Raw genomic sequence first — 26,273 nt, forward strand, 5'->3', positions numbered from 1 at the left:
GAGACCCCATGACCGAAGAAAAGCCCCGCCCGAACATCCTCTTCATCACCTCCGATCAGCAGCGCGGCGATTGCTACGGCTTCCGCGGCCGCAAGGTGCAGACACCGCATCTCGACCTGCTTGCCAGCGAGGGCACCAGCCTCGAGACCGTGGTGACGCCCTGCGTCGTCTGTCAGCCCGCGCGCGCCTCGATCCTGACCGGACTTCTGCCGCGCACCCATGGGGTGCATGACAACGGCATCGATCTTGACCCGGAGCTCGGTGAAAAGGGCTTTGCCGGCTCGCTTTCGGCCGCGGGCTATCACACCGCCAAGATCGGCAAGGCGCATTTCGCCACCTATCACGTCTTTGGCGACAGCGACACGGTCGAGTCGATCCCGGGGTCGGCCCGCGTGCCCGCGGGCTGGCGCGGGCCCTACATGGGGTTCGACCATGCCGAGCTGGTCCATATCGGCCACAACTGGTGGCTGCCCGAAGAGCCGCCCGCCGGGCTGGCCTATGAGGAATGGTATTACGGCGACGGCCGCGGCGCCTGGAAGAACAAGCTGCTGTGGGAAAGCACACGCGATCACAAGGGGGCGCCGCAGACCTGGTCGTCGAAGCTGCCGGTGGCCTGGCACAACTCGACCTGGATCGCCGACCGCGCCGTCGATTTTCTCAGGCAGGACCATGGCAAGCCCTTCTGCCTCTGGGTCTCCTTTCCCGATCCGCACCACCCGTTCGACTGCCCCGAGCCCTGGGCCTCGCTGCACCGGCCCGAGGATGTCGACCTGCCCGAGCATCGGACCCGCGATTTCGAGGGGCGCCCGTGGTGGCACCAGGCGGCGGTGGAAACCGAGATCCCGGCGGAGCACGCCGAGATCCGGGCGAAATATTCCCGTCTGGCGGAAATGTCCGACGCGCATCTGCGCGAGGTCATCGCCAACACCTATGGCCAGCTTGCGCTGATCGACCATTCGGTCGGCCGGATCCTCGCCGAGCTCGAGGCGCAGGGTTTGGCCGACAACACCTATATCGTCTACACCGCCGATCACGGCGACTGGCTGGGCGACCATGGGCTGGTGCTGAAAGGGCCGATGCCCTTCGAGGGGTTGCTCAACGTCAAGGCCATCATCAAGGGGCCGGATGTGCCGGTGGGCCGCGTCAGTCACGAGCCGTTGTCGACGCTCGATCTGGGCGCCACCTTCATGGATTGGGCCGGCGCCGACAGCCTGATGGACACCCACGGCCGGTCGATGCGCGACGTGATCTCGGGCGAGGGCAGCCGCGACGGCGCGCTCAGCGAATGGGAACTGCTGCCGGGGCGGGTGGGCGTCGGCCTCAGCCTGCGCACGGTGCGCTCGAAGACCGCCAAGCTGACCATGGATCTGCAATCCGGCGCCGGCGAGATGTATGATCTGGCGGCCGATCCGCAGGAATTGCACAATCTGTTCGACAACCCGGATCATACGCGGCTGCAAGCCGACCTGACCGATATCCTGATGTCGCGCCCCGACGACATCCAGCCCAACCGCGTCCCCGTGGGCATGGCGTGAGGCGCCCGGCATGACAATCACCTGCACCGAGGATTTCCGCCAGCTCTACAAGGCCCGCGTGCCGAAGATGTTCTATGACTACGCCGAAAGCGGCTCTTATACCGAGAGCACTTTCCGCCGTAACGAGAGCGATTTCGCCCGGCTCAACATCCGCCAGCGCGTGGGCGTCGATATTTCCGAGATCGACACATCGGCGCGGATGGCGGGCGAGGCGGCGGCGTTGCCGGTGGCCTTTGCGCCGGTCGGGATGCTGGGCATCCAGAACATCGGCGGCGAGATCAAGGTGGCCAAGGCCGCACGGCAATTCGGCGTGCCCTTCATCCTGTCAACCATGTCCATCGCCTCGGTCGAAGAGGTGGCCGAGGCCACCGGCGCGCCATTCTGGTTTCAGCTCTACGTGGTCAAGGACCGCGAGTTCGTCCGTGACCTGATCCACCGCGCCAAGGCGACGGGCTGTTCGCAACTGGTGGTGACAATGGACCTCGCGATGCTGGGGCAGCGGCACAAGGACGTCAAGAACGGGTTGTCGATCAAGCCCGGCCTGAAAAACCTGATCAATATCGCCACCAAACCCCGCTGGGCCTATGACATGCTGACCGGGCCGAAGCTGAGCTTTGGCAATGTGGTCGGCCATGCCAAGGGGGTCGACGATCTGGCCAGCCTCCTGACCTGGGCGGCGGAAATGGTCGATCCGGCGCTGGACTGGGACGACGTGGCCTGGATCTGCAAGGAATGGGGCGGGCCGGTGATCCTCAAGGGGGTCATGGACGTCGACGACGCCCGCATCGCCGCCGACATGGGGATCGAGACCATCGTGGTGTCGAACCACGGCGGCCGGCAACTCGACGGGGCGGGCAGCTCCATCTCCTGGCTGCCGCAGATCGCCGATGCGGTGGGCGACCGGGTCGAGCTGATACTCGATTCAGGTGTCCGCACCGGCATGGATATCTTTCGCGCCCGCGCCCTGGGCGCATCGGGCGTTCTTCTGGGCCGGGCCATGGTCTATGCGCTGGGGGCGATGGGGCAGCCGGGGATCGAAAAGCTCCTGACCCTGCTGGAGAAGGAACTGCGCACCACCATGGGCCTCGCCGGCAAGACGCGGGCCGGCGACATCGGGCGCAGCGACATCTATCGGGCATAGATCATCCGCGGCGGCGGGAGGCATGGCTCCCGCCCGAAGGCCCGCCACCTGCCGTCAGCCGGCGGGCCGCCGTCTCCGGCTCAGGCGCGGTGCCATTCCCGGTCGCCCTTTGCGTCCTTGACCCGGGTGGGCAGGCCGATCCGGTCCAGCAGGGCAAAAAGCGGCTTGGGGTCAAGCTCTTCGACATTCATCATGGCGCCGTGGTCATAGGTGCCATCGGCCACCAGCATCGCCATCGCCACCGGCGGCACCCCGGCGGTGTAAGAGATGCCCTGGCTGCCGACCTCGGCATAGGCCTTTTCGTGGTCGGAGACGTTGTAGACAAAGACCTCGACCTCTTCGCCGTCCCTGGTGCCCTTGACCAGATCGCCGATACAGGTCTTGCCGGTGTAATTCGGCGCCAGCGTCGAAGGATCGGGCAGCACCGCCTTGACCACCTTGAGCGGCACCACCTCGAGCCCCTCGGCAGTGGTCACCGGCTGTTCCGACAGCAGCCCGAGGTTTTGCAGCACGGTAAAGACATTAATGTAGTGATCGCCGAAGCCCATCCAGAACCGCACATCCGCCTGCGGATAGTTCACCGCCAGCGAATGCACCTCGTCATGGCCAGACATATAGGCCCTTTGCGTGCCGACCACCGGCAGTTCCCAGTCGCGGCCGACTTCGAACATCTTGTTGCTCTGCCAGGCGCCGTCCTGCCAGCTGTAGACGGTGCCGGTGAATTCGCGGAAATTGATCTCGGGGTCGAAGTTGGTCGAGAAATACTTGCCGTGATCGCCGGCGTTGATGTCGACGATGTCGATCGATGTCACCTCGTCCATGAATTCGTCGATGGCAAAGCGGGCAAAGGCATTGACCATGCCGGGATCGAAGCCGGCGCCGAGCAGCGCGGTCACCCCGGCCTTGGCGCAATCCTCGCGGCGCTTCCATTCGTAGTTGGCATACCACGGCGGGGTTTCGCAGATCTTGGCCGGGTCTTCATGGATCGCGGTGTCGATATAGGCGGCCCCGGTGCGGATGCAGGCCTCGAGCACGGTCATGTTGACGAAGGCCGAGCCGACATTGATCACGATCTGCGCGCCGGTCTTGTCCAGAACCGCCGCGACCGCATCGCTGTCCATGGCGTCGACCGCATGGGCCTCGAACACGCCGTCCTGTTTCATCGCCTGTTTGTCATGCACGCTCTGTATGATCGCGTGGCATTTCGCAACCGTGCGGCTGGCGATATGCAGATCGCCCAGCACATCGTTGTTCTGCGCGCATTTGTGCGCCACGACCTGTGCGACGCCGCCGGCACCGATGATTAGAACATTGCGTTTCATGTGTTCAACAGACCTCATGTATTTGCCAGAAGGGGTTTCCCGTCTCAGGAAAGCGCGGACCGGAAATCCGCGTAATCGAAATCGCGCACCCTGGTGAGGCTGCCGTCGAGTTCACGGATCGCGATGCCGGGCATCTTTACGCCGTTGAACCAGTTTTTCTTGACCATCGTGTAACCGGCGGCATCCTGAAACGAAATCCGGTCGCCAGGCGCGAGCGGCGCGTCGAAACGGAATTCGCCGAAGATATCGCCCGCAAGGCAGGATTTGCCGCAGATCATCCATTCATGCGGGCCGGTGTCGGGCGCGACTTTGGCGTTCTCGCGGTAGATCAGCAGATCGAGCATATGCGCCTCGATCGAACTGTCGACGATGGCCAGGTTCTTGCCGTTGAAGAGCGTGTCGAGCACCGTGACTTCGAGCGTCGCCGCCCCGGTGATCGCCGCCTCGCCGGGTTCGAGGTAGACCTGCACGCCGAAGCGCTCGGAGAACTGCCGCAGCCGGGCAGCCAGCCGCTCCAGCGGATAGCCCGCTCCGGTGAAATGGATGCCGCCGCCGAGGCTGACCCACGCCATCCGGTGCAGGGTCTCGCCAAAGCGCTCTTCGATCAGGGTCAGCATCGCGTCGAAGCGGTCGAAATCCGCGTTCTCGCAATTGTTGTGGAACATCAGCCCGCTGATCCGGTCGGCCACGGCGGCGATGCGCGCCGGGTCATGTTCGCCCAGGCGGCTGAACGGACGCGCCGGATCGGCCAGATCGAAATCCGAGGTCGAGACGCCGGGATTGACCCGCAGGCCACGAACCCGGCCTTCCGAGGCCGTGTCAAACCGGTCGAGCTGGCCGATGGAGTTGAAGATGATCTTGTCGCAATGGGCCAGCACCTCGTCGATCTCGTCATCGGCGTAGGCCACGGAATAGGCATGGGTCTCGCCGCCGAATTTTTCGTGGCCCAGCTTCACTTCGTAGAGCGAGGACGAGGTCGATCCGTCCATGTACCCGGCCATGAAATCGAACACAGACCAGGTGGCGAAACATTTCAGCGCCAGAAGCGACTTGGCCCCCGAGGCCTCGCGCAGCCAGGCGATCTTTTTCAGGTTCGACAGCAGGCAGGACTTGTCGATCAGATAAAAGGGGGTTTGCAAGGCAAAATCCTTTCCGTGGGCCGATCCCTCTGGCGGGGAGTCCCGATTAGAGCATGTCGCCGGACAACGCAAAGCCCTTGATCGCCAACCGCCGCAGCGGAGCGCGGGTCTGCCGGAACGGCCGGGCTTTCTCGGGCGGTTCGGGGTGGTCCGAGCGCGAAGGGAGGTGCCTCATGGGGCTGTCCGCGCAACATGAAGTCGCGGTGTCCTGTCGGCGCCGGTGTGCTACACGGTGGCAATCCAGAATCGAAATCCCCGGAAACCCGCGCAGAACGTGCTACATGTGGCTCACCCGGTGTTGAGGTTAAGACGTTGAAACGTAATGTTGAAAATGCTGCCCGCCTGTCCGTCGCCCCGATGATGGACTGGACCGACCGCCATTGTCGCTACCTTCACCGCCTGCTCAGCCGTGAGAGCCTGCTTTATACCGAGATGGTGACGGCGCCGGCGCTGGTGAGGGGCGGGGCGGTGCATCTGCTCGACTTCTCGCCCGAAGAACATCCCGTCGCGCTGCAACTGGGCGGGTCGGATCCGGCAGAACTGGCCGCGGCCGCGCGGCTGGGAGCCGAGGCGGGGTATGACGAGATCAACCTCAATGTCGGCTGCCCCTCGGACCGGGTGCAATCGGGCACCTTCGGCGCGGTGCTGATGAAGCAGCCCGAGCTGGTGGCCGAGTGCTGCTCCGCGATGCGCGCCGCGGTGGATGTCGAGGTGACGGTGAAATGCCGCATCGGTGTCGATGACCAGGAGCCGCGCGAGGTGCTGCCGGCGTTTCTCGAGACGGTGGCGGCGGCCGGGGTGGGCCGCTTTGCGATTCACGCCCGCAAGGCCTGGTTGCAGGGGCTGTCGCCCAAGGAAAACCGCGATATCCCGCCGCTGGACTACCCGCTGGTGCAGGAGATGAAGGCGGCGTTTCCGCAGCTGCATCTTTCGGTCAATGGCGGCATCGCCTCGCTGGCGCAGGCGCGGGCGTTTCTCGATGCCGGGCTCGACGGGGTGATGATCGGGCGCGCCGCCTATCACCAGCCCTGGGATGTCCTCGGCACGGCCGACGCGGCGATCTTTGGTCAGGCCGACGGGCTTGCGGGGCCGGATGCAGCGGTGCGCGCCATGCTGCCCTATATCGAGGCGCATCTGGGGGCGGGCGGCCGGTTGCACCAGATCACCCGGCACATGCTCGGGCTGTTCGCCGGGCGGCCGGGGGCGCGGCAGTGGCGGCGGGTGCTTTCGGAAGGGGCCTCGCAAAAGGGCGCGGGGCCTGAACTTGTCCTGCGCGCATTGGCCGAGGTCGAGGGAGTGGCGGCCGCGGGCTGAGCGGCTTTTCCTTTGCCGCCCAACGGTGTATGGCCAGCCGACCCTTTAGGAGACAGGCCATGCCCGACACGATGCTGCTGATCCAGATGTTTGTTCTGCTGACCGTGATCGGCGGCTTTGCCGGCGTGCTGGCCGGGCTGCTTGGCGTCGGTGGCGGTATCGTGCTGGTGCCGGCGTTTTTCTACGCCTTTCAGACGCTTGGCTATGACGGGCCGCAGCTGATGCAGATGTGCCTGGCGACCTCGCTGGCGACGATCATCGTCACCTCGATGCGTTCGGTGCTGAGTCACAACCGCAAGGGCGCGGTGGATTGGGGCATTCTGCGGACCTGGGCGCCGGGCATCGCCATCGGCGCGGTGCTCGGGGTGCTGGCGGCGGCGTCCTTGCGGTCGGTGACCTTGCAGGCGCTGTTTGGCGTCCTGGGCATCGTGATCGGGCTCTACCTGGGCTTTGGCCGTGCCCATTGGCGGCTGGGGGATGCCATGCCGGGCGGGCTGCGGCGGGCGGTGATGTCGCCGGCGATGGGCTTTCTCTCGGTGCTGATGGGGATTGGCGGCGGCAGCTTTGGCGTGCCCTTGATGAGCCTGTACAACGTGTCGATCCACCGGGCGGTGGCGACGGCGGCGGGCTTTGGCGTGATCATCGCGGTGCCCTCTGTGGCGGGGTTCCTGTTCCTCGAGATCGCGCCGGACAACCGGCCGCCGCTGACTTTTGGCGCGGTCAACCTGGTGGCCTTCGGCATTGTCATCGCCATGACCCTGATCACCGCGCCGCTGGGCGTGCGGATTGCCCATGCGATGGATCCCAAGCCGCTGAAACGGGTGTTTGCCGCCTTCCTGATCCTGGTGGCGCTCAACATGCTGCGCAAGGCGATCTGGGGCTGACCGGCCGGCAAGCCCGGCGGCGCATTTCTGCCATATCCTGAACCGAAACAATCTCATTTCCGTCCAATTCGTCCCCAATTGCCTGCCTAATTTGGCGCAGAGGCAAAAGGAGAGACCCATGCTGGAAATGCTTATGCTGTTGGGAACCGGGCTGGCCGCGGCAGGTATCGCCGGCATGACCGGCATCGGAAGTCAGTCGGAGGATTCGGCGGCGGAACCTGCATCGGCCGCGGCCAAGGATTACGATCTCGGCGAGGATTACGAAGGCGGCGAGGGCGAAGACCTGTTGAGCCAGGTGCGCCGGATGGGCGCCTCGCTCGATCTGGCCAAATTCATGCCGGGTTCGGCTGGCGCCGATTCCGCTGGCGGCGATGACGCCGCCGGGGAGACGGCCGCAGACGCGGACAACGCGCCGGAAGAAGACGAGACGTCGGTCGACTGGGAGGCGCTAATGGTGCCGCCCGAAGGCCTCGACGCTGACGATTATCCGCAAGAGATCGCGGAAGACGTGGCCCAGGACGATGCAGCCGTGCAGCCGACCCTCGATGAAGACGCGGCGTCAGAGCCCGAGAGCGACACCGTGGCGCCAGAGCCCGAGAGCGACACCGTGACGGAGGAGGCCGAGAGTGTTGCCGAGCCGGCCGAGGACGACGACGTGCCGGTGATCTCCGATTTCGCCGCCGGGGCCGAGCAGCTTCTGCTGATGCTGCCGGAGGGCATGGGCGAGGATACCAAGGTCAGTATCGAACCCAGCGGCAGCGAAGGCATGGATGCCGCCGTTGTGCTCGAAGACGACCAGGGCGGGTTGACCGCCGTCATCGTCGCCGGCGCCTACGGCACCTTGAACGCCGCGGATGTGGTGCTCGAACGCGACGGCTGACCGACGCTCAGCCCTTGCGCCCTTGACGTGCCGCGCGCCCGCCGCGACGCTTTTTCAGGTGGCCGCGCCGGTTGGGCAGCTCGTCCATGATGGCGCGGCGTTCCTCCGAGTGCATTTTTGACCAGCGGGTGATTTCCTCGACCGAACGCAGGCAGCCGGCGCAGATTCGCGCCTCGGGATGGATGACACAGATCTGCACGCAGGGGCTTTCGATCTCGTCGCGTTTCCAGATCTCGTCCTTCATCCGATCTCCTCTTGTCATGCGCCCCCCAAATGGCGCATCCGGTCCAGCACCCCTTGCAGGATATAAGAGGCGGCGACGTGATCGATCACCTCGGCGCGACGTTTCCGAGACGTATCCGCCTCGAGCAGCGCCCGTTCGGCGGCGACGGTCGAAAGGCGTTCATCCCAGAATCCGATCGGCCCGTCCCAGAGCCGCGAAAAATTGCGCGCAAAGGCGCGAGTGGATTGGCAACGCGGCCCTTCGGAGCCGTCCATGTTGCGCGGCAGCCCCAGGATCACCCCGCCAATGCCGCGCGCGGCAAGGATCTCTTGCAGCCGGGCGGCATCCAGCCCGAATTTCTTGCGCCGGATGGTTTCCAGCGGCGTCGCCACCGAGCGGAAGCTGTCGGACACGGCCACCCCGATGGTCTTGTCGCCCAGGTCAAGCCCGGCAATCGCCGTCATCGGCGGCAGGGCTTTGGCGAAATCTGCGATATCTTCCACGATCATACACCCCTCTAACGCGCCGGGCGGGCAGGGGAAAAGCCTGTAGGGCCCACCATGTCGTGATTGATCGGCATTGTGGCGGATTTGATAGGCGGGCAGACTGGCCTAGTCTTCTAGAACCACCACAGAGAGAGCCCCGACAGGCACAATTGGGATTCGAGCCAGATGAAGCGATATTCAGCCTTTGCCGTCGCCCGCGAAGCCGCGCGCTATCACCTTGGATGGGAGCGCGCCTGGGCCTCACCGGAGCCGAAGAAACACTATGATGTGGTCATCGTCGGCGCCGGCGGACACGGGCTGGCGACCGCCTATTACCTTGGCAAGAATTTCGGCATCACCAATGTTGCGGTGATCGAAAAGGGCTGGCTCGGCGGCGGCAACACCGGCCGCAACACCACGATCATCCGCTCGAACTACCTGCAAGATCCCTCGGCCGCGATCTACGAAAAGGCGCGGTCGCTCTATGAGACAATGAGCCAGGACCTGAACTACAACGTGATGTTCAGCCCGCGCGGCGTGATGATGCTGGCCCAGACCCAGCACGAGATCCGCGGCTATCAGCGCACCGCCCATGCCAATGCCCTTCAAGGGGTGCAGACGGAGTGGATCTCGCCCGCCCGTGTCAAGGAACTGGTGCCGATCATCGAGCTCAAGGGGCCACGCTATCCGGTGCTCGGCGCGCTTTGGCAGGCCCGGGGCGGCACCGCGCGCCACGATGCGGTGGCCTGGGGCTATGCCCGTGCCTGTTCGGCCATGGGCATGCACATCATCCAGCAATGCGAAGTCACCGGCGTGCGCCAGCAGGACGGACGGGTCACCGGCGTGACCACCTCGAAGGGCGAGATCGCCTGCGACAAACTCGGCCTGGTGGTTGCCGGCCATTCCGGCGTGCTGGCCGAGATGGCGGGGTTCCGGCTGCCGGTGGAATCGGTGGCGCTTCAGGCGCTGGTCAGCGAGCCGATCAAGCCCTGCATGGATGTCGTCGTGATGGCCAATACCGTGCATGGCTACATGAGCCAGTCCGACAAGGGCGAGATGGTGATCGGCGGCGGCGCCGACGGCTACAACAACTACACCCAGCGCGGCAGTTTTCATCACATCGAGGAAACCGTGCGCGCGCTGATCGAAACTTTCCCGATGATCTCGCGGCTCAAGATGCTGCGGCAATGGGGCGGCATCGTCGACATGACCGGCGACCGTTCTCCGATCCTGTCGAAAACCCCGCTTGAGGGCTGTTTCATCAATTGCGGCTGGGGCACCGGCGGCTTCAAGGCGATCCCCGGCTCGGGCTGGGGCATGGCCGAGCTGATGGCCAAGGGCCATTCGCCGCTGACCGAGGCCTTCTCGCTTGATCGCTTCCGTGAAGGGCGGTTCATCGACGAAAGCGTCGCGGCGGGGGTGGCGCATTGACCCCATCGGCGGAGTTCCGCACTGCGGCGCGTTTTCGTCGGGCCGCCGGGAACCCCGGGCACCGGCCTGACGTTTGCCCTGTGAACGAACGCTTCACAGGAGACCTGACATGGTTGACCATACCGACCGCGAACGCCTCAACACCACGACGACAACCACCACGAACAGCTCGGGCGGCAACAGCGGCCTGGCCTTTATCGTCGGCATCCTGGTCGTTGTCGTGGCGATCATCGCCTGGTTCCTCTTTGCCGGCGGCGACGTGCCCGGCCCGGCCGGCGGCACCAGTGACGTCAATGTCACCATCGAAGGCGCCGGCGAGGCCGTCGAAGGTGCGGGCGAGGCCGTCGAAGACGCCGCCGAAGGCCAGTAACGCCTGGCGCAGTACGGCGAAAGGCCCGGCGGCGCTGCCGTCACCGGGCCTTTCGGCATGGGGTCAGCGGGTGGACGCCCGAGGCGCTGGGACGGTCCCGGGGCCGCAATCCGGCAAGGCTTCGGCCAAAGCCGGCCTATTTTTCGGGTGCGCATCCGCGAAATCCGGCTCATCGCCCGCCAGGACCGCGCGCCTCCCTGTCCGGCCACCCTTGGGCGACCTATCTTTTGCAGTGCGAAAGGAGGATTTCCCATGCCTGACCCGATCCCTCGGACCGACCCGCTGCGCACCCGCGCACCGCGCGGCCGCCCCTGGATGTGGATTGTCGCTGCCTTGCTGGTGCTGCTGCTCATCCTCTGGGTGGCCTTTGCCGGCACCGGTGGCAACATCACCGGCGCCGAGGCCGTCAATGCGCCTGCGGCCACAACAGAGCCGCTGGCCGATGATGCCGCGCCCGTCGCGGCCGACTGACCCGATCCAGATCCACCAAGCTGCAAGGCGGGCGTCGCTTGGCGCCCGCCTTTTGCTGCGCCAAGACCGGAGCCTGCCATGCTGACCCTGCATTGCCCCTATTGCGACGTCCAGACCGATGAAACTGAGCTGACCCCCGGCGGCGAGGCCCATCTCACCCGTCACGGCCCCGGCTCGGATGACGACGCCTTTCACGACTACCTGTTTTCCCGCGCCAACCCGCGCGGCGTGCATTTCGAACGCTGGCGCCATGCCTATGGCTGCGGCAAGTGGTTCCTCGCGGCGCGCGACACCCGGACACTCGAGGTTTTCGGCACCTACGAAGCGCAGACCACCGAGCCGCCCGACCACATCCTTGCCGCCATCCGCGACAAGCGCCCGGGCTGGACCCGCGCCTCCTGATGCCTTCACTTCTCGTCAATACGCATGTCCGCGGCCAGCCCCGCACGAAAGGGTCCGACACATGAGCACACGCCTCGCCACCGGCGGCCGGTTGATCGACCGCTCGAAACAGCAGAGCTTCACCTTCAACGGCAAGCGCCTGACCGGCCATGCCGGCGACACCCTCGCCTCGGCGCTGCTCGCCAATGACCAGATGCTGGTGGGCCGCTCGTTCAAATACCACCGTCCGCGCGGCATCGTGGCCTCGGGCGGCGAAGAGCCCAATGCGCTGATGGGGCTGGGCGAGGGGCACCGGTTCGAGCCCAACCAGCGCGCCACCACCACCGAGCTTTTCGACGGGCTGAGCGCGCAGAGCCAGAACCACTGGCCCAGCCTGGAAACCGATATCGGTGCGGTCAATGCCGCCTTTTCGGCCTTTCTGCCGGCGGGGTTCTATTACAAGACCTTCATGAAGCCGCGCGCCTTCTGGAAACACGTCTACGAGCCGTTCATCCGCAAATCCGCCGGTCTGGGGCGCGCGCCGGATGCCGAGGCCCGCGATCCCGACACCTACGAGCATTTCCATGCCCATGTCGATACGCTGGTGGTAGGCGGCGGCCTCGCCGGGCTCGAGGCGGCGAAACGCGCGGGCGCGGCCGGCGGCCGGGTGCTGCTGGTCGAGCAATCCGCCCAATGGGGCGGTCGCGCGCCGGTGGATGGCGGCGAGATCGACGGCCATTCGACCGAGGCCCATGTGGCCCGGCTGCTGGCCGATCTCGAAGCGATGGAGAATGTCACCCTGCGCAGTCGCTGCATGGGGGCAGGGGTCTATGACCATGGCTATGTGCTGGCCTACGAACGTCTGAGCGATCATGCACCGCAGGCCAAGGGCCCGCGCCACCGGCTCTGGCGGATCCGCGCCGGGCAGGTCATCACCGCCACCGGAGCCATCGAACGGCCGCTGCCCTTTGCCGGCAACGACATTCCCGGCGTGATGCTGGCCTCGGCGGTGCGTGACTATTTGGTCAACTGGGCGGTCAGCCCCGGCGACCGCACCGTCGTGGTCACCAACAACGACGATGCCTATCGCACCGCTCTGGCCCTGCGTCGCGCCGGGCTCGCCGTGCCGGCGATCATCGATGCCCGTGTCCTGCCGAAAGACAGCCCGCTGATGGCCGAGGCCCGCGCCAAGGGCATCCGCATCCTGCAAGGCCATGCCATCGACCATGTGATCGGCGGCAAGCGGGTTCGCGGCGTGGCGATTTGCAGCCATGCCGGTGAAGGCGGTGCGGTGATCGAGGAAATCGCCTGCGAGGCCGTGGCCATGTCGGGCGGCTGGTCGCCGGTGGTGCACCTCTGGTCGCATTGCGGCGGCAAGCTGATCTGGGACGAGCGCCGCGTCATGTTCCGCCCCGATCCCGACCAGCCGCCAACCGGTGAGAAGGGTCAGCCGATGGTCACCGTTGTCGGCGCCGCCAATGGCGCGTTGAGCCTGCAAGAGGTGCTCGACGATGCCGCGCGCCTTGGCGATGAGCCGGCGCCGCAGGCCAGCGCCGAGGCGGAAACGCCGCTGGCGCCGGTCTGGATGATGCCGCAGGGTGCCAGCATCAAGCACCGGATGAAGGCCTGGCTGGATTATCAGAACGACGTCAAGGTTTCTGACGTTCAACTGGCTGCCCGCGAGGGATTCGAGAGCGTCGAACACGCCAAGCGCTATACCACGCTGGGCATGGCCACGGATCAGGGCAAGCTGAGCAATATCAACGGGCTGGCGACGCTTTCGGGTGCGCTTGGCGCGACGATACCCGAGGTCGGCACCACCACTTTCCGCCCGCCTTACACGCCGATCTCCATGGGCGCGATCGCCGGTCAGGCCCGGGCCGAAATTTTTCAGCCGGTGCGCGAAACCCCGATCCACGGCTGGCTTGACGCCAATGGCGCCGAATGGGAGCCGGTGGGCCAGTGGCGCCGGCCCTACGCCATCCTGCGTCCCGGAGAGAGCACGCACGACGCGGTCATGCGAGAAGTGACCAACACCCGCGAAAACCTCGGGCTGCTCGACGCCTCGACCCTGGGCAAGATCGTCGTCAAGGGACCGGATGCCGGAAAATTCCTCGACATGCTCTACACCAACATGATGTCGACGCTGAAACCCGGCAAATGCCGCTATGGGCTGATGTGCAACGAAAACGGCTTTCTGATCGATGACGGGGTCGTGGCGCGGATCGATGATGAAACCTTCCTCTGCCACACCACCTCGGGCGGCGCCGATCACATCCACGCGCAGATGGAGGATTGGCTGCAATGCGAATGGTGGGACTGGCTGGTCTATACCGCCAATGTCACCGAGCAATTCGGCCAGATCGCCGTGGTCGGCCCCAAGGCGCGCAAGCTGCTCGAGGCGATCGGCGGCATGGACGTCAGTCAGGAGACACTGCCCTTCATGGGCTGGGCCGAGGGCGAGTTGGGCGGCATTCCGGTGCGGATCTACCGCATCTCGTTTTCCGGTGAGCTGAGCTTCGAGATCGCGGTCAAGGCGGGCTATGCGCGCCAGCTCTGGGATCTGCTGATGACCGTTGGGCGGCAGTTCGACGTCATGCCCTATGGCACCGAGGCGCTGCACATCATGCGCGCCGAAAAGGGCTTCATCATGATCGGCGACGAGACCGACGGCACGGTGATCCCGCAGGATCTCGGGCTGGACTGGGCGATTTCCAAGAAGAAAACCGACTATCTCGGCAAACGCGCGCAGCAACGACCCGACATGACCCGCGACGACCGCTGGAAGCTGGTCGGGCTCGAGACTGTCGACGGCTCGGTGCTGCCCGATGGCGCCTATGCGGTGGACGAGGGCGAAAACGCCAATGGCCAGCGTAACGTGCAGGGGCGGGTGACTTCATCCTATCATTCGCCGACCCTGGGTCGCGGCATCGCCATGGGGCTGGTGCGGCACGGGCCCGACCGGATGGGCGAGGTGATCCGCTTTGCCAAATCCGACGGCACAACCATGATCGAGGCGCGGATCGTGGATCCGGTCTTCTACGACAAGGACGGGGAGAAACAGAATGTCTGAGGCGCTGGCAACACCGGTCACCGCCCTTGGCGGGGCACAGTTCGACGGTCTGGTCTCGGTCCGGGAAATGCCGGCGCAGGGCATGATCTCATTGCGCGGCGATCTGGCCATGCCGCCGCTCAAGAATGCCGCGACCGGCGTCGCCGGGGTCGACATGCCGGCGCAGCGCGCGGCCGAATGCGAAGGGGCGCGCGGCCTGTTGTGGATGGCGCCCGACGAGCTGCTGGTGCTCTGCCCCTATGACGAGACGGCCGAGGCCGTCGCCTCGATGGACAAGCTGCTTTACAGCTACCATGCGCTGGTAACCGACGTTTCCGATGCCCGCGCGATGTTCGAACTGCGTGGCGGCGGGCTGCGTGACGTGCTGGCCAAGCTGACGCCGGCGGATATGTCGGCCGCCGCCCTGCCGCCGGGCGAGCTGCGCCGCTCGCGGCTGGCGCAGGTGCCGGCGGCCTTCTGGCTGAGGAGCGAGACCGCGGCGCAGGTGATCTGCTTCCGCTCGGTCGCGCGCTATGTCTTCGACCTTTTGAAGACCGCGGCGCAGCCGGGATCGGCGGTCGGATTCCACTAGGCTGACCACGGGGCAGGCGCGGCCGACCCGGCGCGCCGCTTCTTCGGACGGCGAAGGGCGTCAACCCGCTCGGCAGGGGTTGACCTCTCCGCCGCACGCGCTCACTTATACCGGGAACGCGACCATCAAGAAAAAGGGGTGTACCCATGGCTTTCGAACTTCCCGATCTTCCCTATGCGCACGATGCCCTTGCCGGCCAAGGCATGAGCAAGGAAACGCTCGAGTACCACCACGACATCCACCACAAGGCCTATGTCGACAACGGCAACAAGCTGATCTCGGGCACCGAGTGGGAAGGCAAGACGCTCGAAGAGATCGTCAAGGGCACCTATGACGCCAACGCCGTGGCGCAATCGGGCATCTTCAACAATGCGTCGCAGCACTGGAACCACATGCAGTTCTGGGAAATGATGGGCCCGAACAACGCCAGCCTGCCGGGCGAGCTGGAAAGCCGCCTGAAGGATGGCTTCGGCTCGGTCGACGAGTTCAAGAAGCAATTCGCTGCGGCCGGCGCCGGTCAGTTCGGCTCGGGCTGGGCCTGGCTGGTTGTCGATACCGACGGCTCGCTGAAGGTCACCAAGACCGAAAACGGCGTCAACCCGCTGTGCTTCAACCAGACCGCGCTGTTGGGCTGCGACGTCTGGGAGCACTCCTATTACATCGATTTCCGCAACAAGCGCCCGGCGTATCTCGACAACTTCCTCGACAACCTGGTGAACTGGGAAAATGTCGCGGAACGTCTCGCAAGCGCCTGATATCGCTTCTGAACGCTGAATTTTGGCCCGCCCGTTTCCCACGGGCGGGCCTTTTCGTTGCAGCTGTCCGGGCCAAAGCCGGCCGGGATCAGCGACCCAGCGCGGTGCGCAGCTTGGCCACGCAATCGGCGACGTTTTCGGCCGGTTCCCAGAAGGCGCGCAGCGAGGCTTCGGCAAAGCCCTGATCGATCACGTGATCGAGCAGCGCCAGCAGCGGGTTCCAATAGCCCGCCACGTTCAGCAGGATCACCGGCTTGTCATGCAGGCCAAGCTGCGCCCATGTCAGCACCTCGAAGAATTCGTCGAGCGATCCGGCGCCGCCGGGCAGCAGGATGACCGCATTGGCGTTCATCAGCATGACCTTCTTGCGCTCGTGCATGGTTTCGGTGACGACAAAGGTCGAGAGATCGCGCTTGCCGACTTCGACATCCAGCAGGTGTTTGGGGATCACGCCAAAGGTCTCGCCGCCGCTATCCTGCGCGCTGCGCGCCACGCGCCCCATGAGGCCGACGTCACCGGCACCGTAGACCAGCCGCCAGCTCTCGTCGGCCAGCGCCCGGCCCAGCGTTTCGGCGGCCTCGGCATAGGCCGGATCTGAGCCATCACGCGAGCCGCAGTAAACGCACACAGAGATGTCGGTCATTGTCACTCGCTCCTGCCTCGGTCGTCCTGTAATCTCTGGACATGTTGCGCGTGCAGCATGGGAAGTCAACGCACCCGGCCGGTCCTGCGGCGCGCGCAGGCCGCTGCGGGGCGGAGGGTGTCCGAAAATGTCGCCGGAAATCCACATTTTGACCGTGATGACCGCCCCTGCTAGTGTTTTGTACGTTTTTTCCCAGTGGTTTCACGGTTAATTGAGGACATCTGCCGGGAATTAGGGGGCCGCGCGCTCCGGACTGCCCAATGCGCGCAAAGGGGACCAAAATGGCGAAATGGATCGGATATCTGGGCGGAGGCGCGGCCGGCGCGGCTGTGGCCATTGCGGGGTATGTGGTCATGACGCTCTATGGCGATCCCGAGACGCCTCGCGAGACCCCGGCGGCACTGATCACGCCCGAGCCCGCGAATACGCCGAAGCCCGAGAGCGACGCGGCGCAAGACGAGGCGCAAGACTCGGGGCCCGCGCCGGTCGTCGAGAGCGTTGACAGCGACCCGGCGCCGGAGGCCGAGCCTGCCAAAAAGCCGGACCGCGACCCCGCACCGGAAGCCGAGCTTGCCGAGCTGCCCGACAGCGACCCCGTGCCGGAGGCCGAGCTAACCGAGGTGCCGGATAATGGCCCGGCGCCGGAGGCCGAGAGCGCCGAGATGCCGGACGACGAGCCAACGCCGGAGGCCGAGATCGCCGAGCTGCCGGAGGAGGAGCCTGCGCCGGTGGCCGCGCCAGAGCCTGCACCGGACGCCGGCGCCGCGCCGGAAAACGCGGGCGCAATCGCCTCTGACCCCGACCCGGCACCGGACGCCGAAAGGGCCGAGGCCCCTGAGGCCGTGCCAGAGGCCGAAACTGCCGAACTGCCCGACAGCGACCCCACACCGGATCCTGCAACCGCAGAGCCGACGCCGCCAGAACCCGAGCCCGTGGACAAGGCCGCGCCGCCGCTTGTGCCGCCGACCTTCGATCTGGTGCGGATCGAGCCCGACGGCTCGGCGATCGTGGCGGGCGAAGGCGCGGCCCGGGCGCCGGTGCGGATCTTTCTCGATGGCGGCGAGATCGGCGAAACCACCTCGGGCAGCGACGGCCGTTTCGTCAGCCTGCTGCGCATCCCGCCCAGCCGCCAGCCCCGGCTGATGACCCTCGCCACGGGGCTGGCCGACACGGAGGTCTTTTCCAAGACCGAGATCATCGTCGCGCCCTTTGGCGCGGTGGACAAAGCCGCGCCCGATGAAGCGGCCCCGGCGCCCGAGGCCGTGGCCGAGAAGACACCGGTGGAATCCGAACCGCGTGACCGCGCCGCTCTGCCCGACGCGGAGGGCGCCGAAACGGCAGCGGATGCGGAAATCGCGCCCGCCGGCGACATCGCGGAAGTCGTAAAACCGCAACCTGCCGGTTCCGATGGCGGCGCAGCGGCGGACGCAGGGGAGACCCCGAGCGCAGAAGTGGTGGCCGAGCGCCCTGTTGCCGGGGCAGCAGACGAAAGCCCCGAGCCGGAACGCACGACAGAGGCCGTGGCCGCGCTGGACGTGCCCGAGGGCGCCGCCGCCAGTCCGGAGAAGATCGACCCCCCGGTGCAGACCCCCGCCGCGCCCGAGCCCGTGGCGACAGCGGCCGTAACGGAACCGGCTCCGGACGAGGCAGACCCCGCAGTGCCGGATCGCCCCGCCGCGGTGGACACTTCGGCGCCGGCATCCGCCGGCGCGGACCGGTCCGAAGACATCGCCGCCGCGGATACCTCCGAGCCGCCCGCCGGGGTCGGCGCCGCCCCGGTGCTGGTTGCGCCCGCGCCCGCGGCAACCGCGGCCGATCCGGTGGCCGAGGTGGCCGAGACGGTCAGCCGCGACACCGACCCGCTGCGCGCGGTGCCGGAGGCGGTGGAGTCCCCGGCGGCGCCGGAACCCGAGACGCCACCGACCTTGTTGGCCTCGGACAATGAAGGAGTGCGGGTGCTGACCGGGCCGGAGGTGCTGGACCGGGTGGCGATCGACACGATCAGCTATGACAACGCCGGCGATGTTGCGCTTGCCGGGCGCGGCACCGGCGGCGAGGCCGGCGGTTTTGTCCGGGTCTACCTGGACAACACGCCGATCACCACGTCGCGGGTCCGCGCCGATGGCTCCTGGCGGGTGACGCTGCCGCAGGTCGACAAGGGGGTCTATACCCTGCGCGTCGACGAGGTGGACGGGGCGGGCGAGGTCACCTCGCGCGCCGAAACACCATTCCTGCGCGAGGACCGCGAGGCGCTGGACAAGGCGTCAAACGCCACCGAGGGCGACGGGCCGGTCAGGATCGTCACCGTGCAGCCGGGCAATACCCTCTGGCAGATCGCCCGCGACCGCTATGGCGAGGGCATCCTTTATGTGCGGGTCTTCGATGCCAACCGGGGGCAGATCCGCGATCCCGACCTGATCTATCCGGGGCAGGTGTTCGACCTTCCGGCAGAGGAGGCGGCGGAATAGGCGCGCCGCCCCCGTAAACGCTTCTCGGCCCAAGTGGCCGGGGCCTCAGGCGGCGTCGGCTTCCGCCTGTTGCCGGCGCCAGAGGCTGGCATAGCGGCCGTCGCGCGCCAGCAGATCGGCATGGGTGCCGCGTTCGACGATCTCGCCGTCCTGCAACACGATGATCTGATCGGCCTCGGCCACGGTCGAGAGCCGGTGCGCGATCATCAGCACCGTGCGCCCCTCGGCGGCGCGATCCAGCGCGCCCTGGATTTCCTGTTCGGTCTCGCTGTCGAGCGCCGAGGTGGCCTCGTCCAACAGCAGGATCGGCGGGTTCTTGAGCAGGGTGCGGGCGATGCCGACGCGCTGTTTCTCGCCGCCCGAGAGCTTGAGCCCGCGTTCGCCGACCATGGTGTCATAGCCTTCGGGCAGGCTCTTGATGAAGTCGTGGATCTGCGCGGATTTCGCGGCGGCGATGATCTCGTCGCGGCTGGCCCCTTCGCGGCCATATTCGATGTTGTAATAGATCGAGTCGTTGAACAGCACCGTGTCCTGCGGCACCACGCCGATGGCGTCATGCAGACTGTCCTGGGTCACGTCGCGCACGTCCTGGCCGTCGATGGTGAGCGACCCGTCGGTTACGTCGTAGAACCGGAACAGCAGCCGGCCGATGGTGCTCTTGCCAGAGCCCGAGGGGCCGACGATGGCCACCTTTTGACCCGCCTGCGCGGTGACCGATACCCCCTTGAGGATGGGCCGGGCCGGATCATAGCCGAAATGCACGTCATTCAGCGCCACCGTGCCGCCGACAACATGCAGCGCCGGCGCGCCGGGCTTGTCAGCGATCTCGGCCGGTTGTTCGAGCAGGCCGAACATCTCGCCCATATCGACCAGGCTCTGGCGGATCTCGCGGTAGACCGTGCCGAGAAAGTTCAGCGGCATGGTGATCTGGATCATGTAGGCGTTGACCATGACGAAATCGCCCACCGTCAGATCGCCGTTCTGCACCCCGAGCGCCGCCATCACCATGACCCCCACCAGCCCGGCGGTGATCAGGAAGGACTGGCCGAAATTGAGGAAGGCCAGTGAATAGGAGGTCTTGAGCGCCGCGCGTTCGTACCCTGCCATGGCCTGGTCATAGCGCGCCGCCTCGCGGGCTTCGGCGCCGAAATACTTGACCGTTTCGAAATTGAGCAGGCTGTCGATCGCCTTCTGATTGGCGTCGGTGTCCTGATCGTTCATCTGGCGGCGCAGTTTGACCCGCCATTCGGTGACCTTGAAGGTGAACCAGACATAAAGCGCGATGGTCACCGCCACCACGGCCAGATACCAGACGTCGAACAGGAAAAACAGCACCACGGCGATCAGCAGCAGTTCCAGCACCAGCGGCCCGACCGAGAACAGCATGAAGCGCAGCAGGAACTCGACGCCCTTGACCCCGCGTTCGATGATGCGGCTCAGCCCGCCGGTCTTGCGGGTGATGTGATAGCGCATCGACAACCGGTGGATATGGGTAAAGGTCTCGAGCGCCAATTGCCGCAGGGCACGCTGGCCGACCGCCGCAAAGAGCGCGTCGCGCAGCTGCTGAAAGCCGTTGGTCATCAGCCGCGCCATGCCATAGGCCACGGTGAGCCCCACCGCGCCGAGCAGCAGGGTCGAGCCTTCGCCTCCGAGGGTGTCGACCGCCGCCTTGTAAAGCATCGGCGTGCCGACGGCGATCAGCTTGGCCAGCACCAGCACCGCCATGGCGGCGATGACGCGTTTCTTGACCCAGGGGTGATCGTCGGGCCAGAGGTAGGGGGCGACGCGGTTGATGGTGCGCCAGCCGGAACGGCGTTCCTCCCGGGCGATGGCGGCGTTGGCGTCCTCGGCGGGCTGCGCGTCGGTGGCTGTCATTTGCAAGTCTTTCGGTCGTCTGATGGGGCGGCGCAGGATCTGTCGGCGGATCCTGCCTGAATTCCTGAGAATTCAGGGCCGGATTCTTCGAGGCTCCGGCCCTCCGCTCATTCCGCCGCGCGCAGCGGCAATTCGGGTTGCGTCTCGGCCGGCGCGGGCGCGGGCGGCGCGGGATCGTCGACCCAGAGGATTTCCGGGTGCTTGATCCGCCGCGCCTTGCGGTTCAGTGCCCAGTCGCGGGCGGCCCGGCTCGACCGGCCCTGACCCAGCCGGGCCAGCAGACGGGCGAACCAGAACACATAGGTCCAGAACCAGACCCGCATCGCCAGCATGGCGGGGGTGAACACCAGCGTCAGCACCGTGGCGATACCAAGGCCAAAGACCACGGCGGTGGCCAGCTGTTTCCACCAAAGCGCGGTGGGGCTGTCGATGGAATAGCCGCCGGCCCAGAAATCCAGGCTGAGCCCGAACATCATCGGCGCCAGGCCCGCCATTGTGGTGATCGTGGTCAGGAGCACCGGGCGGATGCGGTCCTCGGCGGTGCGCACGATGGCCTCGATCCGCGGCATGTAGCGCGAATATTCCATGTAGGTGTCGATCAGAACGATGTTGTTGTTCACCACGATGCCGGCGAGGGCGACGATGCCGGTGCCGGTCATGATGATCGAGAAGGTCTGATCCATCACCAGCATGCCGATCAGCACGCCGGTGGTCGAGAGCACCACGGCCAAGAGCACCAGCACCGAATTGTAGAAGCTGTTGAACTGCGCCAGCAGGATGATGAACATCAGCCCCAGCGCCCCGGCAAAGGCGGACATCAGGAATTGCTGGCTTTCCTCCTGATCCTCCTGATCGCCGGTCCATTCGGTCTCGATGCCCGGCCCCAGCGGCGCGGTCCCGAGCCAGTCCGTAAGCTGCGCGATACGCTCATTGGCGGTCAGCGGCACGGCGCGCAGCTCGGCGGTCTTCAGCGTCTCGAGCGTCTGTCCCGCGCCATAGCCCTCGATCAGATAATCGGTGGCGCCGACGGTCAGGTCGCCGGTCTCGCCCTCGGGGACGGCCCGGCCATGGGCGAGGATCCGGGCGGATTCGCCGTCGCCGGTGACAAAGGTGGTCAGCCCGGGCCGTACCGCGGCCTTGACGTCGAAATAGCGTTTCTGGTCGACACGCGCGATCTCGGCCAGTTTGGCGACCGGCTGGCGGGTGACGAAATTCGACAGCGGCACCAGGCCATCGGCGGTGCGGACCTTGAGCGTATCGAGCGTCGACAGCACGCGGTCGGCTTCGGGCAGGCGGACGCGAATGTCGATCTCTTCGTCCGAGCTGTCCACCCGCATGGTGTCGAGCAGGATGCCGCGGGTCACGAGCTGCACCATGGCGCCGACGGTAGCCACATCGGCGCCGAAGCGGCCGGCCTTTTCGACATCGACGTCGATCTGCCAGTCGATGCCGGGCAGGGGCAGCGTGTCTTCGACCAGGTGCAGCCCCGGGGTCGCCTCGAACCGCGCGCGGGCGGTTTCGGTGGCGGCGATCAGGTCTTCCCAATTGTCGCCCTTGAGACGCAGATGCACCGGCTTGGCGCTGGCCGGGCCGCGCGCCTGGGCCAGGATCTCGATGCGCACGCCGGGGATTTGCTCGAGCTCGGCCTGCAATTCCTCGAGGATGATATCGCCGTCGAGATCGGGGCGGTCGGTGCGGTCTTCCCAGGGGATGGTCTCGAGCTGGACCTGGCCGATGGTTTCCTTTGGCGGCTCGGCGCCGCCGGTGTTGGAATTCAGCCCGCCGTCCCCGGCAAAGGCAAAGGCATTATCGACCCCGGGATGGGCCAGCACGATGTCCTCGGCCTGGCGGACGATGGCATCCTTTTCCTCGAGCGAGAGATTGCCGCGCGCCAGCACATAGACGATGGCCTGTTCCGGCTCGCTTTCGACAAAGAATTCGACGCCCCTGTTGTTCTCGCCGAAGTAGCCAAAGACCGACATCACAAAACCCAGCACCGCCGCGGCGGTGACGATGGGCATGATCGGGTTGCCGGCGATCAGCTTGATGAACCAGCCAAAGAGCGTGCGGCGCCGGCCGGCGCGGATACGCTTGCGCTGCCAGTGAAACTCGACCGCGCCCAGCGTGACCGAGGCCATGAAGGCGCCGGCGAGAAAGATCGCCGCACCGGGCAGCACCGCCAGCGCGCCTTGCAGCGGCGTGGCGAAGAGGTAGGCCGGGTTGAGCACCTGCATGGCACCGACAAAGATCACCATCAGCGAGACCGGCACCAGCGCGGCGCGGACGATCCAGGGGAAACGCCGCTCGAGCCAGTCGGACGAGCGGGCGAACATCCGGCTCATCCGCCCGGTCACGCCGCCCATCACCGGCAGGTAGATCAGCGCCACGATCAGCGAGGCCGAGAGCACGAAGATCAGGGTAACCGGCAGCATGCCCATGAACTCGCCGGGAATGCCGGGCCAGAACAACATCGGCAGGAAGGCACAGAGCGTCGTGGCGGTGGATGAGACGATCGGCCAGAACATCCGCTTGGCGGCCTCGACATAGGCATGCATCGGGCCGACGCCGTCGCGGATGCGTTTGTCGGCATATTCCACCACCACGATGGCGCCATCGACCAGCATGCCGACGGCAAGGATCAGTCCGAACATGACGATGTTCGAAATCGTGATGCCCATCACGCCCAGAAGCACGAAGCAGAGCAGGAACGATGTGGGAATGGCAAATCCGACCAGCAGCGCCGGCCGTGTGCCGAGCGCCGCCAGCACCACGATCATCACCAGCGCGATGGCGGTCAGCACCGAGCCCTCGAGCTGGCTGACCATCGATGCGACAACCCGGCTCTGGTCATTCGAGGTGCCCACTTCGACGGCGGCGCGCAATTCGTCCGGCCAGTCGGCCTGCGCGGCGGCGACCTCTTCCTTTACCTGAGCTGCGGTGTCGATCAGGTTGAAACCCTTGCGCTTTACCACCTGAAGGGCCACCGTCTCCTCGCCGTTGAAACGGGCGGTGCCAAGCCGGTCTTCGAAGGTGAGCTGGATCTGCGCCAGATCGCCCAGCGTCACCACGCGGTCGCCGTTTGTCTTGACCGGCAGATTGAAGATGTCCTGCGGCTCGTCAAAGGAGGAGGGGATCTTGACCGCGAAGGTGCCCTGCGCGGTTTCGACCTCGCCGGCGGCAATCAACTGGTTGTTGTTCTGCACCACGCCGATCAGCTCGCCGGCCGTGACGTTGTAGGCCTCGAGCCGCAGCGGATCGATCACCACCTCGAGCATCTCGTCGCGCTTGCCGGCGATCCCGGCCTCGAGCACGCTGTCGAGCCCCTCGATCCGGTCCTGCAAATCCTCGGCGACGCGGGCCATGGTGCGTTCGGGCACGGCGCCGGTCAGGTTGACGATGACGATGGGAAATTCGGAAAAGTTGATCTCGTTGATGGTGTATTGCTCGGCGCCATCGGGAAAATTCGCCTCGGCCGATTTCATCGCATCGCGGACGTCGGCCATGACCTTGGTCTTGTCCCAGCCGAACTCGAACTCCAGCGCCACGCCGGCATAACCCTCGGCGGCGGTGCCGGAGAGCGTCTCCAGCCCGTCGAGATCGGAAAGCTCGGTTTCCATCGGTTTGACCAGCAGCGTCTCGGCATCGGCGGCGGAAATCCCGGGGAAGGGGACCGAGACAAAGAGCGCCGGGATCTCGATATCCGGCTCGCCCTCTTTCGGCAGCCCCACATAGGCAAAGCCCCCCGCCAGAAGCGAGAGGGCAATGAAGGCCAGAACCATCCGCGCGCGGTCAGCCGCCCAATCGACCATGCCGGTCATTGGCTGACCTCCGCGGTTGCCTCGCGATAGGTGGGGATCACCCTGACACCGCTTTCGACATATTCCTGCCCCAGGGTGATGACATCGACCGTTTCGGGCAGCCCGGCCAGCCAGACGCCCTCGCGCGTGTCACGCAGCAAGGTGACCGGCAGAAAGGCGGCGGTGCTGTCCGAGGTGACGCTGCGGATGCCGAGGGTGCCGTCATCGTTCAGCGTCAAGACCGAGGCGGGCAGGAGATGCGCGGCAACGCCGGCGGTGGAAATGGCGATCTCGGCGGTCTGGCCGTCACGGATCTTCAGATCGGGATTGGCGGCGGTGATCTCGACCCGGAAGGTGCGGGTGGTGGGATCGGCCGAGCGTGACAGGAAGGTGACCTGGCCGGCCACGTCGCGGCCTTCGGCCAATTCGGCCCCGGCCAGGGCGCCAAGCTCGACGCGGGCAACTTCGGTTTCCGGGACATAGGCCACCAGCTTGATCGGATCGAGCTGGATGATCGTGGCGCAGAGCGCGCCCGGCTGCATCAGCGTGCCAAGCTCGGCCGCGTCCGATTCCAGCAGGCCGGCGAACGGTGCCCTGACCTCGAGCCGGTCGATTTCCTTGCGGGCGGCGGCGACGGCGGCCTCGGCGGTACGGATTGAGGCCTGCGCGCCCTTGAGGCCGGATTTCGCGATCTCGAGCCCGGCACGGGCCGCGCTGACCGAGGCTTCGGCGCTGCGCACGGCGGCGGCGGTCGCGGCGACGCGGGTGTCGGTGGAAAAACCGTCTTCCTTGAGCGCCTTGGCGGCGCGGGCATTGATTTCGGCCTCGTCGAGACGGGCCAGCGCCTCTTGCAGCCGGGCTTCGGCCTCGGGCACCCCGGCCTCGATGCCGGGCACCCGCGCCTCGGCCTCTTCCAGCCGCGCCAGCGCCTCGTCGAGCGAGGCGCCGCGGGTGCCGGGATCAAGCTCGCACAAAAGCTGGCCCTGTTCGACAAAGGCGCCCTTGCGCAGTGGGTCCGAGACAACAAGACCGCTGGTTTCGGCCATCACGTTGACTTCGCGGGCGGCCTCGGTCTGGCCGCGCAGGATCACGGCGGTATCAACCACCTCGGCCTGCGAGTGCCGCGCCACCACGCGCACGCCCTGCGGTGCCGGCGTTTCCGGGACGGGCTCCGGCTCTGCCTCCGGCTCGGATGCGGCGGCCTCGTCCTCGGGGGCATCGCCCAGCACCAGCGCCAGGTGATTTTCGCGCGCGAAATCGAACAGGGCGTCGCGTTGCAACACGGCAACCACCAGAAAAGCTGTCACGGCAATTGCCGTCAAAAGTGGGATAAGTCGCATACCATGCTTTCTTCGAGTCTCACACACCGCAAAATCCGGCGCAGCAGATCACTCTCCTGCGCTTACCGAGGTCATATAAGGATGATACGCTGAACAGACCAGTTCAGTTTATACTTTTCCTTGCCAGGCTGCAATAAAGCCGCAGCGCCGCCGGGTTTCGAAGCGGTTGCCCGGC

At 66.1% G+C, this 26,273-nt stretch carries 22 protein-coding genes; 13 read left to right on the top strand and 9 right to left on the bottom strand.

All coding sequences use genetic code 11. The features are described 5' to 3' along the window. Positions 1-8 precede the first annotated feature (8 nt). Entirely contained in the window at positions 9-1,535 is a 1,527-nt protein-coding gene (locus PVW49_RS17885; RefSeq protein WP_274591207.1) for a sulfatase-like hydrolase/transferase, read from the top strand. A 10-nt stretch (positions 1,536-1,545) separates the two neighbouring features. Further along, positions 1,546-2,676, top strand: a complete 1,131-nt coding sequence (locus PVW49_RS17890; protein ID WP_274591208.1) for an alpha-hydroxy acid oxidase — start codon at positions 1,546-1,548, stop codon at positions 2,674-2,676. 80 nt (positions 2,677-2,756) lie between these two features. Here the strand turns inward: PVW49_RS17890 and PVW49_RS17895 are convergent, their stop codons facing one another. Genes PVW49_RS17895 through PVW49_RS17905 form a run of 3 tightly spaced genes read right to left on the bottom strand, consistent with a single transcriptional unit; the run spans position 2,757 to position 5,312 of the window. After that, positions 2,757-3,998 carry a saccharopine dehydrogenase family protein gene (locus tag PVW49_RS17895; RefSeq protein WP_274591209.1) on the bottom strand — a complete coding sequence of 414 codons (1,242 nt, stop codon included), beginning with the start codon at positions 3,996-3,998 and terminating at the stop codon, positions 2,757-2,759. 44 nt (positions 3,999-4,042) lie between these two features. Beyond that, positions 4,043-5,137 (bottom strand): carboxynorspermidine decarboxylase, encoded by a 1,095-nt coding sequence (locus PVW49_RS17900; RefSeq protein WP_274591210.1) that lies wholly within the window; start codon positions 5,135-5,137, stop codon positions 4,043-4,045. A 46-nt stretch (positions 5,138-5,183) separates the two neighbouring features. Then, complete coding sequence (locus PVW49_RS17905; protein ID WP_274591211.1) at positions 5,184-5,312, bottom strand: hypothetical protein; 129 nt, start codon at positions 5,310-5,312, stop codon at positions 5,184-5,186. A gap of 137 nt (positions 5,313-5,449) precedes the next feature. Here PVW49_RS17905 and dusA point away from each other — a divergent pair, with 137 nt between their 5' ends. The 3 genes from dusA to PVW49_RS17920 all read left to right on the top strand — a co-directional run bounded on the left by dusA (position 5,450) and on the right by PVW49_RS17920 (position 8,215). Next, positions 5,450-6,451 carry a tRNA dihydrouridine(20/20a) synthase DusA gene (dusA, locus tag PVW49_RS17910; RefSeq protein ID WP_074835095.1) on the top strand — a complete coding sequence of 334 codons (1,002 nt, stop codon included), beginning with the start codon at positions 5,450-5,452 and terminating at the stop codon, positions 6,449-6,451. A gap of 59 nt (positions 6,452-6,510) precedes the next feature. Further along, entirely contained in the window at positions 6,511-7,335 is an 825-nt protein-coding gene (locus PVW49_RS17915) for a sulfite exporter TauE/SafE family protein (protein WP_074835094.1), read from the top strand. Between the two features lie 118 nt (positions 7,336-7,453). Further along, the gene (locus tag PVW49_RS17920; RefSeq protein WP_274591212.1) at positions 7,454-8,215 is read left to right on the top strand and encodes a hypothetical protein; all 762 of its coding nucleotides are present in this window, start codon (positions 7,454-7,456) and stop codon (positions 8,213-8,215) included. A 7-nt stretch (positions 8,216-8,222) separates the two neighbouring features. On the opposite strand, the gene PVW49_RS17925 is transcribed toward PVW49_RS17920, so the two are convergent. Further along, positions 8,223-8,459, bottom strand: coding sequence for a DUF1289 domain-containing protein (locus tag PVW49_RS17925; RefSeq protein WP_074835091.1), 237 nt, complete (start codon positions 8,457-8,459; stop codon positions 8,223-8,225). Positions 8,460-8,473: 14 nt separating this feature from the next. Further along, entirely contained in the window at positions 8,474-8,947 is a 474-nt protein-coding gene (gene ruvX, locus PVW49_RS17930; RefSeq protein ID WP_048530996.1) for a Holliday junction resolvase RuvX, read from the bottom strand. 162 nt (positions 8,948-9,109) lie between these two features. Here ruvX and PVW49_RS17935 point away from each other — a divergent pair, with 162 nt between their 5' ends. From PVW49_RS17935 to PVW49_RS17965, 7 genes are all read left to right on the top strand, one after another. Further along, positions 9,110-10,354, top strand: coding sequence for a sarcosine oxidase subunit beta family protein (locus tag PVW49_RS17935; protein WP_048530998.1), 1,245 nt, complete (start codon positions 9,110-9,112; stop codon positions 10,352-10,354). 109 nt (positions 10,355-10,463) lie between these two features. After that, positions 10,464-10,724 (top strand): hypothetical protein, encoded by a 261-nt coding sequence (locus PVW49_RS17940; RefSeq protein ID WP_274591213.1) that lies wholly within the window; start codon positions 10,464-10,466, stop codon positions 10,722-10,724. 252 nt (positions 10,725-10,976) lie between these two features. Continuing rightward, a complete protein-coding gene (locus PVW49_RS17945; RefSeq protein WP_048531007.1) occupies positions 10,977-11,195 on the top strand; it encodes a hypothetical protein in 219 nt (72 codons plus the stop codon). 78 nt (positions 11,196-11,273) lie between these two features. Beyond that, entirely contained in the window at positions 11,274-11,597 is a 324-nt protein-coding gene (locus PVW49_RS17950; protein WP_048531008.1) for a sarcosine oxidase subunit delta, read from the top strand. 61 nt (positions 11,598-11,658) lie between these two features. Further along, the gene (locus PVW49_RS17955) at positions 11,659-14,649 is read left to right on the top strand and encodes a sarcosine oxidase subunit alpha family protein (RefSeq protein ID WP_274562997.1); all 2,991 of its coding nucleotides are present in this window, start codon (positions 11,659-11,661) and stop codon (positions 14,647-14,649) included. Then, complete coding sequence (locus PVW49_RS17960; protein ID WP_048531012.1) at positions 14,642-15,220, top strand: sarcosine oxidase subunit gamma; 579 nt, start codon at positions 14,642-14,644, stop codon at positions 15,218-15,220. The genes PVW49_RS17955 and PVW49_RS17960 overlap by 8 nt, the downstream gene beginning before the upstream one ends. 146 nt (positions 15,221-15,366) lie before the next feature. Beyond that, positions 15,367-15,975, top strand: a complete 609-nt coding sequence (locus tag PVW49_RS17965; protein WP_274591214.1) for a superoxide dismutase — start codon at positions 15,367-15,369, stop codon at positions 15,973-15,975. Positions 15,976-16,063: 88 nt separating this feature from the next. Here the strand turns inward: PVW49_RS17965 and PVW49_RS17970 are convergent, their stop codons facing one another. Continuing rightward, positions 16,064-16,618, bottom strand: coding sequence for a TIGR00730 family Rossman fold protein (locus PVW49_RS17970; protein WP_074835084.1), 555 nt, complete (start codon positions 16,616-16,618; stop codon positions 16,064-16,066). Positions 16,619-16,899: 281 nt separating this feature from the next. On the opposite strand from PVW49_RS17970, the gene PVW49_RS17975 reads away from it, so the two are divergent. After that, positions 16,900-19,086 (top strand): LysM peptidoglycan-binding domain-containing protein, encoded by a 2,187-nt coding sequence (locus PVW49_RS17975; RefSeq protein ID WP_274591215.1) that lies wholly within the window; start codon positions 16,900-16,902, stop codon positions 19,084-19,086. A 45-nt stretch (positions 19,087-19,131) separates the two neighbouring features. Here PVW49_RS17975 and PVW49_RS17980 read toward each other — a convergent pair whose 3' ends face one another. The 3 genes from PVW49_RS17980 to PVW49_RS17990 all read right to left on the bottom strand — a co-directional run bounded on the left by PVW49_RS17980 (position 19,132) and on the right by PVW49_RS17990 (position 26,098). Next, positions 19,132-20,961 carry an ABCB family ABC transporter ATP-binding protein/permease gene (locus PVW49_RS17980; protein ID WP_274591216.1) on the bottom strand — a complete coding sequence of 610 codons (1,830 nt, stop codon included), beginning with the start codon at positions 20,959-20,961 and terminating at the stop codon, positions 19,132-19,134. Positions 20,962-21,068: 107 nt separating this feature from the next. Then, the gene (locus PVW49_RS17985) at positions 21,069-24,779 is read right to left on the bottom strand and encodes an efflux RND transporter permease subunit (RefSeq protein ID WP_274591217.1); all 3,711 of its coding nucleotides are present in this window, start codon (positions 24,777-24,779) and stop codon (positions 21,069-21,071) included. Further along, positions 24,776-26,098: an efflux RND transporter periplasmic adaptor subunit gene (locus PVW49_RS17990; RefSeq protein WP_048531022.1), complete on the bottom strand. Its 1,323-nt coding sequence runs from the start codon at positions 26,096-26,098 to the stop codon at positions 24,776-24,778. Before PVW49_RS17990 ends, PVW49_RS17985 begins: the two co-directional genes overlap by 4 nt. Positions 26,099-26,273 lie beyond the last annotated feature (175 nt).

It is taken from the genome of Marinovum sp. PR37 (assembly GCF_028807375.1).
Classification (GTDB): domain Bacteria; phylum Pseudomonadota; class Alphaproteobacteria; order Rhodobacterales; family Rhodobacteraceae; genus Marinovum; species Marinovum algicola.